Origin of the sequence: Pseudomonas sp. MB-090624, assembly GCF_003205245.1 — a bacterium.
GTDB classification, from domain to species: domain Bacteria; phylum Pseudomonadota; class Gammaproteobacteria; order Pseudomonadales; family Pseudomonadaceae; genus Aquipseudomonas; species Aquipseudomonas juntendi.
On the sequence record NZ_QJRK01000036.1, the window covers coordinates 59,033 to 73,239 of the forward strand.

12 protein-coding genes and 3 tRNA genes are annotated in these 14,207 nt (G+C 61.9%); 9 read left to right on the top strand and 6 right to left on the bottom strand.

Annotation, left to right across the window (positions count from 1 at the left end; translation table 11 throughout):
* Positions 1–6: 6 nt before the first annotated feature.
* The 3 genes from DMX12_RS19745 to DMX12_RS19760 form a co-directional block, all read right to left on the bottom strand.
* Entirely contained in the window at positions 7–228 is a 222-nt protein-coding gene (locus DMX12_RS19745) for an FmdB family zinc ribbon protein (RefSeq protein WP_110679219.1), read from the bottom strand.
* 92 nt (positions 229–320) lie between these two features.
* Positions 321–650, bottom strand: coding sequence for a ribbon-helix-helix domain-containing protein (locus tag DMX12_RS19750; protein WP_009684046.1), 330 nt, complete (start codon positions 648–650; stop codon positions 321–323).
* Positions 651–962: 312 nt separating this feature from the next.
* Positions 963–1,436 (bottom strand): Dps family protein, encoded by a 474-nt coding sequence (locus DMX12_RS19760; protein ID WP_009684045.1) that lies wholly within the window; start codon positions 1,434–1,436, stop codon positions 963–965.
* A 281-nt stretch (positions 1,437–1,717) separates the two neighbouring features.
* Between DMX12_RS19760 and DMX12_RS30170 the strand changes: the two genes are divergently transcribed.
* Positions 1,718–2,311, top strand: a complete 594-nt coding sequence (locus tag DMX12_RS30170; protein WP_009684044.1) for a cold-shock protein — start codon at positions 1,718–1,720, stop codon at positions 2,309–2,311.
* Between the two features lie 88 nt (positions 2,312–2,399).
* Here DMX12_RS30170 and DMX12_RS19770 read toward each other — a convergent pair whose 3' ends face one another.
* Positions 2,400–2,606: a SlyX family protein gene (locus tag DMX12_RS19770; RefSeq protein ID WP_110679221.1), complete on the bottom strand. Its 207-nt coding sequence runs from the start codon at positions 2,604–2,606 to the stop codon at positions 2,400–2,402.
* 1 nt (position 2,607) lies between these two features.
* Positions 2,608–3,027 carry an HIT domain-containing protein gene (locus tag DMX12_RS19775; protein ID WP_110679222.1) on the bottom strand — a complete coding sequence of 140 codons (420 nt, stop codon included), beginning with the start codon at positions 3,025–3,027 and terminating at the stop codon, positions 2,608–2,610.
* Positions 3,028–3,717: 690 nt separating this feature from the next.
* On the opposite strand from DMX12_RS19775, the gene DMX12_RS19780 reads away from it, so the two are divergent.
* The 3 genes from DMX12_RS19780 to DMX12_RS19790 all read left to right on the top strand — a co-directional run bounded on the left by DMX12_RS19780 (position 3,718) and on the right by DMX12_RS19790 (position 7,850).
* Positions 3,718–5,001, top strand: coding sequence for an OprD family porin (locus tag DMX12_RS19780; RefSeq protein ID WP_054905824.1), 1,284 nt, complete (start codon positions 3,718–3,720; stop codon positions 4,999–5,001).
* Positions 5,002–5,160: 159 nt separating this feature from the next.
* On the top strand, positions 5,161–6,876 hold the full coding sequence (locus DMX12_RS19785) for a proline--tRNA ligase (protein ID WP_110679223.1): 1,716 nt from the start codon (positions 5,161–5,163) through the stop codon (positions 6,874–6,876).
* 20 nt (positions 6,877–6,896) lie between these two features.
* Positions 6,897–7,850 carry a hypothetical protein gene (locus DMX12_RS19790; RefSeq protein ID WP_110679224.1) on the top strand — a complete coding sequence of 318 codons (954 nt, stop codon included), beginning with the start codon at positions 6,897–6,899 and terminating at the stop codon, positions 7,848–7,850.
* 135 nt (positions 7,851–7,985) lie between these two features.
* Here DMX12_RS19790 and dinB read toward each other — a convergent pair whose 3' ends face one another.
* Complete coding sequence (gene dinB, locus DMX12_RS19795) at positions 7,986–9,044, bottom strand: DNA polymerase IV (protein WP_161892868.1); 1,059 nt, start codon at positions 9,042–9,044, stop codon at positions 7,986–7,988.
* 221 nt (positions 9,045–9,265) lie between these two features.
* Between dinB and DMX12_RS19800 the strand changes: the two genes are divergently transcribed.
* The 5 genes from DMX12_RS19800 (at position 9,266) to DMX12_RS19820 (ending at position 13,940) form a co-directional block, all read left to right on the top strand.
* Positions 9,266–9,342 (top strand) — tRNA-Met (locus DMX12_RS19800).
* A gap of 135 nt (positions 9,343–9,477) precedes the next feature.
* Positions 9,478–9,554: transfer RNA gene (locus DMX12_RS19805), tRNA-Met, on the top strand.
* Positions 9,555–9,675: 121 nt separating this feature from the next.
* Positions 9,676–9,752: transfer RNA gene (locus DMX12_RS19810), tRNA-Met, on the top strand.
* A 253-nt stretch (positions 9,753–10,005) separates the two neighbouring features.
* On the top strand, positions 10,006–12,648 hold the full coding sequence (gene mprF / locus DMX12_RS19815) for a bifunctional lysylphosphatidylglycerol flippase/synthetase MprF (RefSeq protein WP_110679225.1): 2,643 nt from the start codon (positions 10,006–10,008) through the stop codon (positions 12,646–12,648).
* A complete protein-coding gene (locus DMX12_RS19820) occupies positions 12,648–13,940 on the top strand; it encodes a virulence factor family protein (protein WP_110679226.1) in 1,293 nt (430 codons plus the stop codon). Before mprF ends, DMX12_RS19820 begins: the two co-directional genes overlap by 1 nt.
* Positions 13,941–14,207: the final 267 nt, after the last annotated feature.

Consider the following 14,207-nt stretch of genomic DNA (forward strand, 5'->3'; position numbering starts at 1 on the left):
TTCAACTCAGTCGGCCTTGTCGCCGCCTGCCAGATTCTTTTTCGCCCCGGTCTTGAAGTCGGTTTCGTACCAACCATTACCGCTCAGGCGGAAGCCTGGAACCGACAGCAGCTTCCTCAGCGCTGGCGCCTGGCAGGCCGGGCAATCGGTCAGCGGCGCGGCGCTGATCTTCTGCAGCACTTCCATACGGTGCTCGCAGGATGCACATTGATAGTCATACAGGGGCATGGGTGTCTCTCGTCAACCAAAACGCTGGCTGCGGGGGCAGCAAAAAGCGGGATTATATATGGTTAGCAAGCACTGCGCAGCCCGCCAGGCGATCAGCGCGCACTTGGCGGGTTCTGCAGCCACGCCACGCAGATGACCCGGATCAGGCCGCTGAAGTTGCGCACGCCACCCTGGCGCAGGTGGATCTCGCGATCAACGTAGGACAGCACCGCGCTGACCGAGCAACGGTTGGCGGCGGCAATGCGCTCGAGGATCTGCCAGTAGACGGCCTCCAGGCGCAGGCACGTGGAAAAGCCGTTGAGGCGCACGGAGCGCGACACCGGCTGGATCTGCAACATGTCGAAATCCGCCTTGAACGGATCGATGCACGGTTTCCCCGGCCAACGCCCCTGGCCATTTACACGCTTGCTCGCTTGCATCATGCGCCACACTTCCTCGTCACAGGTACCAGGTGGCCTATGAAGCGCTGATGGGCGCGGTCAAAGCAGCGGTAAAGTGTTCCTGCACAAACACTGATTGTCATGCACGACGCGGCCCCTGTGGGAGCGGGCGAGCCCGCGAACACCGGCGTAGCCGGTGCCAGCCACCGCGCTGGATTCTTCGCGGCGGTTCGACGCCTCGACACGCCCGCTCCCACACAGGCCACGTCGCGCTTATGACTCGAGTTCTCTGCGCGACAGCCCAGCCCATAGGGCTGTGTTATCTCCCACAGGGTTATGTGACAGCCTGGGTAATCATTTGCCGTCGAGCAGCACCCGCAGCATCCACGCGGTCTTCTCGTGCACCTGCATGCGCTGGGTCAGCAGGTCGGCGGTCGGTTCGTCACTGACCTTGTCGACTACCGGGAAAATACTGCGCGCCGTGCGCACCACAGCCTCCTGCCCTTGCACCAACTGGCGGATCATCTCTTCCGCAGCGGGTACCCCTTCCTCCTCCTTGATGGACGAGTGCCGGGCATAGAATGCGTACGACCCCGGCGCCGGGAAGCCCAGGGCCCGGATGCGCTCGGCGATGGAATCCACCGCCAGCGCCAATTCGTTGTACTGCTCTTCGAACATCAGGTGCAGGGTGCGGAACGAAGGCCCTGTGACGTTCCAGTGAAAGTTATGGGTTTTCAGATACAGCACGTAGGTATCCGACAACAAGCGGGACAGCCCATCAACGATGGATTTGCGATCTTCTTCACTGATACCGATATCGATTGCCATGAAGTTCCCCTTTGCATAAGGCTTGAGACTCAAGCGGGCGACGACCACTGTAGCAATACTTGGCGCCTGTCGCATGTGACATGGCGCAACACATCGCCCGCCGGGCGGCCTGCGGTTTGAGTAGCCTGCGGCTTTACTGTTAAATAGGCAGCGTGCCACCCGTGCGGACTGTTATTGCCGGGTGCATAGGCTGGCCTGCCACGTGTTTGCGCTCTACACCTCATGCGCACCGTGCTGCCCGCTCTTCCTGTGATCGGCCTTATCAACTGTGAGCCAACCCCATGTTCAAGATCGTCCATCTGGTGACGGGCGTGGCAGCTTTGCTGCTATCGCTCATACCCAGCCTGAAAACCGAAGCAACCCCCTTCCTCCTGCAACCCGACGCGGTCTACCTGGCACTGCTTGGCCTGCTCAACCTGGTCCTGGCGCCAGTCGTGCCCCTGTATTACCGAGGCGCGCGCCAGCAACTGCAGCACCTGGCCTGCGCCTTGCTGGTAGTTGCCGTGGTGCTACAGACCCTGACGCTGCTGGCCCGCCCGGAAATGGGCAACCTGGCAGCACTGGTCTGCGCCACGCTGGCCGTCGCCCTGCACCTGGCCGTGGGCTTTGCGCGCAGCCCGCGCAAGCCACGCAACAGCCAGCACACCGCCCCAGATACCGGCAACCGCGATACCGGCACCGTGAAGTGGTTCAATACGTCCAAAGGCTTTGGCTTCATTTCCCGTGATTCGGGTGATGATATCTTCGTGCACTTTCGCGCCATTCGCGGGGAGGGTCACCGCATCCTCGTCGAAGGCCAGCGCGTGGAATTCTCGGTGATGCACCGCGACAAAGGCCTGCAGGCCGAGGATGTGGTGGCCGTGACCCGCCGCTGATACCGCCAGCCCCAGCACGAATGCCCCCGCAGGCCTGACTACCGCCCTGTGGGGGCTCCTGCACCCGATCAGACCAGTGATCAGCGCATCAATAATGCGGCGGCGGCGCCTCGTCCCCTTCGCTACCGAATTGCCCCACCATCTCTTCATGACGCTTTATCAGCTCGGCCACCTGCAGCTGCAGGCGCTCGATCACCTTCGCCTGCTCGACCACCACATCATTCAATGCCTGGAGAGTGTCATCCTGGAACGCCTGGCGGGTTTCCAGTTCGATCACGCGCATTTCCAGTGACATGTCAGGCCTCCTGATAACCGGCCAGCCCCAGGTCGCGCACACGCTGGCGTAGCGCCTGCAGCTGGGCATCGGTATAGGCCACTGGCGGGCACTTGCCCCAGACCGGGGCGGGCCAGGCAGCGTCGTCACGGCGGCGCACGATCACGTGCATGTGCAACTGGTTTACCACATTGCCCAAGGTTGCCACGTTCATCTTGTCGGCGCCGTAGCTGGCCTTCAACGCTTCTGCCAACAGGGTGGTCTCCTGCCACAGTTGCTGCTGCTCGTGCACATCCAAATCGAACAACTCACTCACCTCAGCACGCTTGGGCACCAGGATGAACCACGGGTAATTGGCATCCTTACTCAGCAGCAGCTGGCACAGCGCAAACTCCCCCAGCACCAGGGAATCCTGCTGCAGACGCGAATCGAGGACGAACACGGCATATCTCCTTAAGACAAAACGACCCGCATGGCGCGGAAAACATGGGTGGCAAGAATACCCTGCACAATCCCGGTAACACAGCGCTACTTTTCGCACCAAAATGAGGCCATCCATCCACCCCTCCCGCACCTGCCACCCCACAAACGACTCTGGATGAACAAATGGCGGTAACACATTGACTTTTATGAGCGCGCTTTAAATTTTAATGATTCTCGAACTCAACAATACCAAAACGGCGCTCGACCCCGTGTTTACGGCACTTTCCGACCCTCGGTAGGGGTTTTTGTGAAAATTTCATGAACTGTTGCGAATTTTGAGCACGCTTGTTGCATTCCTTTCACGCCAAGTCGGCACGGCATCTGCAATGGCAGGTGTACGCGACAAATAACAACAGCGGCATTGGTTACCAGGGAGTTTCTTCAGCTGGCGTCGGTAGTTACCGATTCATGGCGGCTAAAGAAGCAGCGCTGGGGTTATACGGCCCTGTATTGGGGCGTGATTTGCGACATGGAAATACCTGAACGCGACATGGTGGAAAAGTTCCGTAAAGAGTCTCTATCGCCATATCGCCAAGAACAGTCAGCGTGCTATACATTTTCGCCGACATAACAAGAAAGAGCTGCTCCATATAACTAAAACACTTGGACGCAGCGGTACTCTTCCTAAAAACCAAAGGAGCAAATCACGATGCGCGTGATGAAGTGGAGCATGATCGCCCTGGCCGTTACGGCAGGGACCTCGCAGTTGGCAATGGCCTCCGCACAAGATGAGTCCAAAGGTTTCATCGAAGACAGCAAGCTGAACGTCAAGACCCGCATGCTGTATTTCAGCCGTGACTTCCGCAACAACGCGCCTGGCAGCCAGAGCCGCGTGGAAGAAACCGGCCTTGGCTTCCTGGGCACCTTCGAATCCGGCTTCACCCAAGGCACCGTAGGCTTCGGCGTCGACGCCATCGGCATGCTCGGCCTGAAGCTGGACAGCGGCCGCGGCCGCGCCGGCACCGGCCTGTTCCCGACTGGCTCGGACGGTCGCTCGCAAGATGACTACTCGGAAGCGGGCGGCGCTGTAAAAATGCGCATCTCCAACACCGTACTGAAGTGGGGCGACCAGTTCACCGCACTGCCAGTATTCGCAACCGACGACAGCCGCTTGCTGCCAGAAGTTGCCGAAGGTGGCCTGATCACCAGCAACGAAATTGCCGGCCTCACCCTGCACGCCGGTCACTTCACCGCACTGAACGCCCAGGCTCAGACCTACCACGACAGCCTGCGGCTGACCGAGGCCAATGTCTTTGGTGGCACCTACGCCCTCTCCGACAACCTCAGCACCAGCGTTTACTACTCGCGTGTCGAAGACCACTTCCGCAAGTGGTACGGCAATATCAACTGGGCGCTGCCGATCAGCGACAAGCAAGGCCTGGTGTTCGACTTCAACATCTATGACACCAAGTCCATCGGCAACAACCTGACCGGTGCATTCGTCAGCAAGTCCGACGGCAGCAACGAACTGGACAACATCGCAGCCAGCCTCTCGGCCGCGTACAACGTCGGCGCCCACACCTTCACCCTGGCCTACCAGAAGGTCACCGGTGACGGCGACTACGCCTACGGTGTAGACGGTGGCGGCACGGTCTTCCTGGCCAACTCCGTGGCCCGTTCCGACTTCAACGCCGAAGACGAAAAATCCTGGCAGGCTCGCTACGACCTGAACTTCGCTGAGTTCGGCGTACCCGGCCTGAGCTTCATGACCCGCTATGTACGTGGTACCGGTGCAACCACCCGCACCACCGACAGCGGCAAGGAATGGGAACGCGACATCGACGTCAAGTACGTGATGCAGAGCGGCCCGGCCAAGGACCTGAGCTTCCGCGTCCGTCAAGCCACCTACCGTTCGGCCGATGGCGTTTACTACGGTTCGCCTTCGATCGACGAACTGCGCCTGATCGTGGAGTACCCGCTGAGCATCCTGTAAGCCTGGCTTGCAGTGCCCCGCACCTGAAAAGCCCGGCGACCTCGCCGGGCTTTTTCTTGGCTGACAAGCGTCACGCCCTGGGGCATCCTGTACGCCTTCGTTTCACCCCCGTACAATGCGGGGCTATTTCAACGTCTTAGGCAATCGACACGGCTAACCATGCGCACCAGTCAATATTTGCTCGCCACCCAGAAAGAAACCCCTGCCGATGCAGTGGTCATCAGCCATCAGCTCATGCTGCGTGCCGGCATGATCCGCAAACTGGCCTCCGGCCTATACACCTGGCTGCCGATGGGCCTGCGGGTAATGCGCAAGGTCGAGGCCGTGGTGCGTGAGGAAATGAACGCCGCCGGTGCCCTCGAAGTGCTGATGCCAAGCATCCAGCCCGCCGAGCTGTGGCAGGAGTCCGGCCGCTGGGAACAATACGGCCCGGAACTGCTGCGCCTCAAAGACCGCCATCAGCGTGACTTCTGTGTCGGCCCAACCCACGAAGAAGTGATCACCGACCTGGCCCGTAACGAGCTGTCCAGCTATAAACAGCTGCCGCTCAACATGTACCAGATCCAGACCAAATTCCGCGATGAAATCCGCCCGCGCTTCGGCCTGATGCGTGGCCGCGAGTTCATCATGAAAGACGCCTACTCGTTCCATGCCGACCAGGCTTCCTTGCAGGAAACCTATGACCGCATGCACCAGGCCTACAGCAACATATTCACGCGCCTGGGCCTGGACTTCCGCCCTGTGCAGGCCGACACCGGCTCGATCGGCGGCAGCTACTCGCACGAATTCCACGTACTGGCCGAGTCTGGCGAAGACGACGTGATCTTCAGCGACAGCTCCGACTACGCCGCCAACATCGAAAAGGCCGAGGCCATCCCACGGGAAACCGTGCGCCCTGCGCCTACCGAAGAGCTGCGCCTGGTCGATACGCCAAACGCCAAGACCATTGCCCAGCTGGTGGAAAACTTCGGCCTGCCGATCGAAAAAACCGTCAAGACCCTGATCGTGCGCGGCGCCGAAGAGGGCAAGCTGGTGGCCCTGATCGTTCGTGGCGACCACGAGCTGAACGAAATCAAGGCCACCAAGCTGGAGCAGGTTGCCGACCCGCTGGTAATGGCCACCGAAGCCGAACTGCGCGAGGCGATCGGTGCCGGCCCCGGCTCGCTGGGCCCACTGAACCTGCCGCTGGAATGCATCATCGACCGCTCGGTGGCGCTGATGAGCGACTTCGGTATTGGTGCCAACATCGATGACAAGCACTATTTCGGCGTGAACTGGGAGCGCGACCTGCCAGTGCCACAGGTAGCCGACCTGCGCAATGTGGTTGAAGGCGACCCGAGCCCGGACGGCCAAGGCACCCTGATCATCAAACGTGGCATCGAAGTCGGGCATATCTTCCAGCTGGGCACCAAGTACAGCGAAGCGCTGAAGTGCCAGGTGCTGGGCGAGAACGGCAAGCCGGTCGTGCTGTCGATGGGTTGCTACGGCATCGGTGTATCGCGCGTGGTGGCAGCCGCCATCGAGCAGAGCTACGACGACAAAGGCATCATCTGGAACGACGCCCTGGCCCCGTTCCAGATTGCCCTGGTACCGCTGCGCTACGAAACCGAAGCGGTTCGCGAGGCAACCGACAAGCTGTACGCCGAACTGACCGCCGCCGGCTACGAAGTACTGCTGGACGACCGCGACAAGAAGACCAGCCCCGGCATCAAGTTCGCCGATATGGAGCTGATCGGCATTCCGCACCGCATCGTGGTCAGCGATCGCGGCCTGGCCGAAGGCAACCTGGAGTACAAGCACCGCACCGAGCAGGACGCCCAGCCGTTGCCGCTCAATGAAGTGCTGACCTTCCTGCAGGCCCGCGTTCGCCGCTGATAACCAATGCACGAGTAATCATGTTCAAGCGAAGTACCTTTACCCGGGGGGGCGCTGCACTGTGCGGCGCCCTGCTCGTCAGCGGCTGCGCCAACCAGATGTCCCAGCGCAGCGACCATGAAGAGCGCGTGGAGCGCAAGCTGCTCGCCCACACCCTGCAGATCGATGTCGGCGAGCCGAAGGTGATGGAGCTGCCGCAACGGCGTGTGCGCGTGCATGAGGAAAAGCGTTTCGAAGTGACCGAGTTCGAAGTCACCCGCCGCTATGATCGCTACACGCCTTACCAGCCCTGGCGGGAGATCTACGAGATCCCGCTGGGTGCGGTGGCCGTTGTGGCGGGGGTTGGCGCCAACGTGGTCAATGTCTTCGCTTTGGGCAACCTGCCGCAAAGCATGACCCACGACTGGCTCAGCTATGGGGTGGACGGGCTCAACCCGTTCATGAACGTAGCGTCCAATGGCCGCGCCCAGCAGAACCTCGCCGGGATCAGCGAAGTGCAGAAAGGCCAGCGTGAAGAATCCACCAGCATGCCGTGGAGCGAACGCTTGGTCGAGGTCAAGGCTGGCAAAATGACTCACGAGCTGACCACCGACCGTAGCGGCGTACTGCGCCTGAACCTGCTGGACAGCCCGTTTTCGGAGCAGAACCTCAACCACGTCGGCACCCTGCACCTGCAAGTGCTCGACGAGGACAACGGGGTCCGTGGCGACGCCAGCCTGCTGGTCAGCGCCACCCTGCGCAACAAGCTGCATGAGGCCCATGAGCTGATCTTCGATGACCTCGAAGATGACGATGTCAGCCAGTGGGTACACCGGGTCAAGCGCCTGTCCGAGTTGGGCCTTGAAGAAGAAGCCAGCGAAATGGAACAGAGCCTGATCGAGCTGACCCGCAACGACCCGGAACTGCAGCAGGAGTTTCTGCAGTCGTTGACCAAGGCTACCGGGCGATTGGTGGCTGACCCGGGGGCGCAATAACCCGGCCTCTATCGCGATTACCCTGTAGGAGCGGCCTTGCGTCGCGATGGGCTGCGCAGCAGCCCCGGGCATTCGGCATTGCTGCTTGAATTGCCGGGGCTGCTGCGCCGACCACCGCGGCGCAAGGCCGCTTCTTTATATAGGCGCAAACAGCTCCAGCTGTTCATGCGCCCCGCGCAGATCGCGCAACCTTACCCCTACCCCCAACAAACGCACCGGCTTGCCACCGCGGGCGAACGCCTGCCCCAGCAATTGCCGGTAACTTTCCAGGTCCCTGCCCGCCCCGGCCTGTTCCAGCGTGGTTTGGCTGAAGTCATGGAACTTGACCTTGACGAAGGGTTTCTCTGGCCGGTAACTGCTGTCCATGCGGGCGATGCGTTCGTTCAGGCTTTCCAGCAGCTCCGGCAAACGCGCCAGGCAACTGGCCAAGTCCGGCAGGTCGGTGTCGTAGGTATTTTCCACGCTGACCGACTGACGCCGGCTATCGTTGTGCACCGCACGCTCGTCAATACCTCGCGCCAGCCCCCACAACCGCTCACCGAAACTGCCGAACTCGCGCACCAGCGCCAGGCGCGACCAGTCACGCAGTTGCAGGCAGGTTTCGATACCCAGGCGCGTCAGTTTGTCCGCCGTGACTTTGCCCACGCCGTGCAGCCTGGCCACTGGCAAGGCCGCAACGAATGCCTCGACCTCATCGGGGGTAATCACGAACAGCCCGTTGGGCTTGCGCCAGTCGCTGGCGATCTTGGCCAGGAACTTGTTTGGCGCCACCCCCGCCGACACGGTGATATGCAGGGTACGCGCGACTCGCCGGCGAATATCCTCGGCAATACGGGTGGCGCTCCCCGAATACCATTGGCTGTCGCTGACATCCAGGTAGGCCTCGTCCAACGACAAGGGCTCGATCAGCTCGGTGTAGTCTCGAAAGATGGCATGAATTTCCCGCGAGGCTTCGCGATAGGCCTCGAAACGCGGCTTGACGATCAACAAGTCCGGGCACAGTTTCAGCGCGTGGCGCGATGCCATGGCCGAGCGCACACCGTAGGCACGCGCTTCATAATTACAGGTGGCGATCACGCCACGGCGCTCTGCCGAGCCGCCCACTGCCATGGGCCGCCCGGCCAGGCGCGGGTCGTCACGCATCTCGATCGCGGCATAGAAGCAATCGCAGTCAACGTGGATGATCTTGCGCAAAGACATGGATGACCGTCAGCACTGTAAATTCATACAGATAGTATCGCATGGGGCCGCCCGTTCAACACCTGGCCCGAATACCCACGCGATAATCGGCCTGAAAGGCCCGCCGCGCCTGAGCCGCATGCAGGTGTGATGCGCTAAGGGTTTGAACAAAAAAGGTTTTTCCAAAACAATTGCTTGACACCAGCGCGCAAATCCGTAGAATTCGATCTCACAGGCGCGGGATGGAGCAGCCTGGTAGCTCGTCGGGCTCATAACCCGAAGGTCGTCGGTTCAAATCCGGCTCCCGCAACCAGTTTCGAGAAAAGGCCACTGTTCACGCAGTGGCCTTTTTCTTTGCCCATGAAAAAGCGATTTTCCAAAAAGTCTCGGTAAATCAAAAAGTAGCGCTTGACACACACGCTGCAAACTGTAGAATTCGCCCCACTGACGCGGGATGGAGCAGCCTGGTAGCTCGTCGGGCTCATAACCCGAAGGTCGTCGGTTCAAATCCGGCTCCCGCAACCAGATTCAAGATAAGGCCACTGTTAACACAGTGGCCTTTTTCTTTGCGCTTGAAAAAGGTCTCGAGCCAGAGCGTGAAAACACTTGACACCAGTCCGGCGCACTGTAGAATGCGCACCTCTGACGCGGGATGGAGCAGCCTGGTAGCTCGTCGGGCTCATAACCCGAAGGTCGTCGGTTCAAATCCGGCTCCCGCAACCATATTCGTCAGAACAAACCCCGCCTGTGTAACAGCAGCGCGGGGTTTGTTGCGTTTGTCTCCTGCCACTCGTATGACCGGGTCTACCGACCCAACCTGCGGTGTTGAGGGCTCATCCTCAGGATGAACTATCTTTAACGCTGCCGGACGACTGCAAGTCATGTTGTCCGGAGTAATATCCGGATACGTTTTCCAAAGGGACTTTCACTTGGCCGCACCTCTCCTCCACCTCGCGCTGCTTGCCCGGGGCAATTCATGACTACGCACAACCCCGAACCCCAGGTACCGCTCGCCACGGTGCTGCCAGGTGCGGTACAGCGCCTGCCGTTGCTCGAACGCCTGAGCCGCTACCGCCAGCCCATCGGCCTTGCGGTGACCCTGCTGCTGTTCACCATGGCCCTGATCGCTTGCCGCCACTTGCTCAGCGAGCTGGACATCTACGCCTTGCACGACGCCATGCTCAGTGTGCCGGCGCAGTCGCTGCTGGGCGCTTTTGTCGCGACGGTGGTCGGCTTCGTGATCCTGCTGGGCTATGAGTGGTCGGCCAGCCGCTATGCCGGGGTGAAGCTGCCGGCACCTACCCTGGTGCTGGGTGGTTTCAGTGCGTTCGCCATCGGCAACGCCATCGGCCTGTCGATGCTCTCGGGCGGCTCGGTGCGCTACCGCTTGTACGCCCGCCATGGGCTGGGCGCTGGCGAGGTCGCACGCATGACCGTTTTTGCCAGCCTGTCGCTGGGCTGCGCGCTTCCGCCCCTGGCCGCCCTGGCGACCTTGAGCGACCTGCGGGCTGCATCCAGCGCTCTTGGCCTGGCCCAGGGCCTGTTGGCGGGCATCGCCAGTGCGGTGCTGGTCGCCTCTGCCCTGCTGGTCATCGGCTTGTACCGTCGGCGCCTTGCCGAACAGCCACAGGCCAATAACCTGCTGGTGCAACTGGGGCGCCGCACCTTGCGCCTGCCGGATGCCCGCCTGACCGCCCTGCAACTGCTGATCACTGCACTGGATGTGGCAGCTGCCGCTACCGTGCTGTACCTGCTGCTGCCCGAAGCGCCCCCGTTCGGCGCGTTCGTGCTGGTGTATCTGCTGGCCTTGGCGGCAGGTGTGCTCAGCCATGTACCGGGCGGGGTCGGGGTGTTCGAGGCGATCCTGCTGGCGGCCTTTGCCAACCAGCTGGGTGCGGCGCCGCTGGCTGCCGCATTGCTGCTGTACCGGTTGATCTACGTAGTGGTGCCGCTGCTGCTGGCTTGCGTGTTGCTGTTGGCCAACGAAGCCCGGCGCCTGCTGTTCGCCCAGCAGGCCATGAAGGCCGCCTCGGGCCTGGCTGCGCCTATCCTGTCGATCCTGGTGTTCCTGTCTGGTGTGGTGTTGCTGTTCTCCGGCGCCACCCCGGAAATCGACACGCGCCTGGAGCACATGGGCTTTCTGGTGCCACACCGGCTGATCGATGCATCGCACTTCGGCGCCAGCCTGATCGGCGTGCTGTGCCTGCTGCTGGCCCAAGGCCTGCGTCGGCGCCTGTCGGCCGCCTGGATGCTGACAATCGTATTGTTGCTGGTCGGTGCCCTGCTGTCGTTGCTCAAAGGCTTCGACTGGGAAGAGGCCAGCCTGCTGACCTTTACTGCCACCTTGCTCGCCGTGTTCCGGCGCTCGTTCTACCGCCCCAGCCGGTTGATGGAGCTGCCCTTCTCGCCGGTATTTCTGGTCGCAAGTGCCTGTGTTGTCGGGGCCTCGGTGTGGCTGCTGCTGTTCGCCTACCAGGATGTGCCCTACAGCCATCAGCTGTGGTGGCAGTTCACCCTCGACGCCGACGCCCCCCGTGGCCTGCGCGCCGCCATGGGCAGCGCCTTGCTGTTGGCGGCCCTGGCACTGACCTGGCTGCTGCGCACCGCACCACCGGTGATCCACCTGCCTGACGAAGAAGAACTGCAACGTGCCAACCGCATTCTGCTGGCTTCCGACCAGCCTGACGGCGGCCTGGCACTCACCGGCGACAAGGCCTTGCTGTTCCACCCACGGGACAATGCCTTCCTCATGTACGCCCGGCGCGGCCGTAGCCTGGTGGCACTGTACGACCCGATCGGCCCGGCCCAGGAACGGGCCGAAATGATCTGGCAGTTCCGCGACCTGTGCGACCTGCACCATGCGCGGCCGGTGTTCTACCAGGTACGCGCGGAAAACCTGCCGTTCTACATGGACATTGGCCTGACCGCGCTGAAACTGGGTGAAGAGGCCCGGGTCGACTTGCGCCGCTTCGACCTCGAAGCCAAGGGCAAGGAAATGAAAGACCTGCGTTATACCTGGAACCGCGGCGGACGCGATGGCCTGAGCCTGGAAATCCACGAGCCTGGCCAAGCCCCACTGGCAGAACTGAAGGAAATCTCCGATGCCTGGCTCGGCGGCAAGAACGTACGCGAGAAAGGCTTCTCGCTGGGACGCTTCAGCCCGGACTACCTGCAGCACTTCCGGATTGCCCTGATTCGCTTTCAGGGCCGCCCGGTGGCCTTTGCCAACCTGCTGGAAACCCACAGCCACGAACTGGCCAGCCTGGACCTGATGCGCGCCCACCCCGAGGCCCCCAAGCTGACCATGGAGTACATGATGATCGGCTTGATCTTGCACTATAAAAGCCGTGACTACGGGCGCTTCAGCCTGGGTATGGTGCCGCTCTCCGGCCTGCAGCCACGACGTGGCGCGCCATTGACCCAGCGCCTGGGCTCACTGGTGTTCCGCCGTGGTGAGCAGCTTTACAACTTCCAGGGGCTCCGGCGCTTCAAGGACAAGTTCCAACCGGACTGGGAACCCCGCTACATGGCCGTGCCAGCCGGGCTCGACCCGCTGGTGGCACTGGCCGACACTGCCGCCCTCATTGCTGGCGGCCTGACTGGATTGGTGAAACGTTGATGACCCGCCGCTATTGGCTGTACCTGCTGGTTCCCCTGTTGCTGGCTGCCCTGGGTGGCGGGCTGGCGTTCTGGCTGTGGACGCGCCCTGCCCCAGAGGCGCACCTGGAACAAATGAGCATCAATGACACCCCCATTACCCGGGTGACGCCAGGCGTGCACCCCAAAGTCAGCGTGGCCATCGGCGTGCCTCAGGACCAGGCACTGAGCGACAAGCAACTGCTGGACCTGGCCCAGGCTGGCGAAGCGCAGCTGGTGCAGGTGATCCTGCCACCGAACGATTGCAGCAAGCAGCAACAGGCGCTGGACCAGGCCCTGAAGCAATTGCCGGCAAAACCCGACGTGGTCGCCGGTATCGGCCCTGGTGCCGCCCAGGCCTGGCGCTGGCTGGCCGGGCAGAGCGATGACAAGGCCCGCGCCATTTCCGTAGGCTTTGCCCTTGAGCAGCCCGGCTGCCAGGCGCCGTTGCCCAAATCGGCGGCGCATGGCCACTGGAGCGTGGCCTGGAACGACAACCCGGACGACGCCAGCGCCGCCTTCGTGCGTGACCAGGCCAATGCCGAAACCAGCATCAGCGATTACGACATCCACCTGCCGCAGGTGCTCAAGGCGCAACTGACCCAGGCCTTGCTCGGCCACGATGGCAACGCGCTGCCAGTCCCCGTAGTCGAGGTGCCGGCCGGGCAAACCACCGATACCGTCACCCTGTTCCTTTCCGGCGATGGCGGCTGGCGCGACCTGGACCGTGACGTGGCTGGCGAAATGGCCAAGCTGGGCTACCCGGTGGTGGGCATCGACACACTGCGCTATTACTGGCAGCACAAAACCCCCGAGCAAAGCGCTGCCGACCTGTCCGAACTGATGCAGCACTATCGCCAGAAATGGGGCACCAAGCGCTTCGTGCTTGCCGGCTATTCATTCGGGGCCGACGTACTGCCGGCGATCTACAACCGCCTGCCGGCCGAAGACCAGCAGCGTATCGACGCCGTGGTGCTGCTGGCCTTTGCCCGCAGTGGCAGTTTCGAAATCGAAGTCGAGGGCTGGCTAGGCAAGGAAGGCCAGGAAGCGCCAACCGGGCCGGAAATGGCCAAGCTGCCTGCCTCCAAGGTGGTGTGTGTGTATGGCGTCGAGGAAGCCGACGAAAGCGGCTGCACCGATGGCACGGCTGTTGGCGAGCGCATGAAGCTGCCCGGCGGCCACCATTTCGACGAGAACTACCCGGCGCTGGCCAAGCGCTTGATTGGTGAGATCGAGACGCGCCAAGGCAAGGCAAGCGTGGCTGAGCAGAACTGACAAAAATCGGGGCCGCTTTGCGGCCCATCGCTGGCAAGCCAGGCTCCCACAGGGATCGCCTTAGGGCTGACAGGTGTTTGCCACAAGGTATGGCAGCGCCTGTTAGCGCGAGCGCCGCCCGCGCGGCGCAATCGCGAGCTGCGCTCGATCTCACAGGCGCTGAAGATGCTGCGGCTACCCTTGCCAGGAACCATAGAATCTCCCACAGGGACCGCGCCATGTTGAATATCAGCGCAGTACTTGTGGGAGCCTGGCTTGCCAGCGATG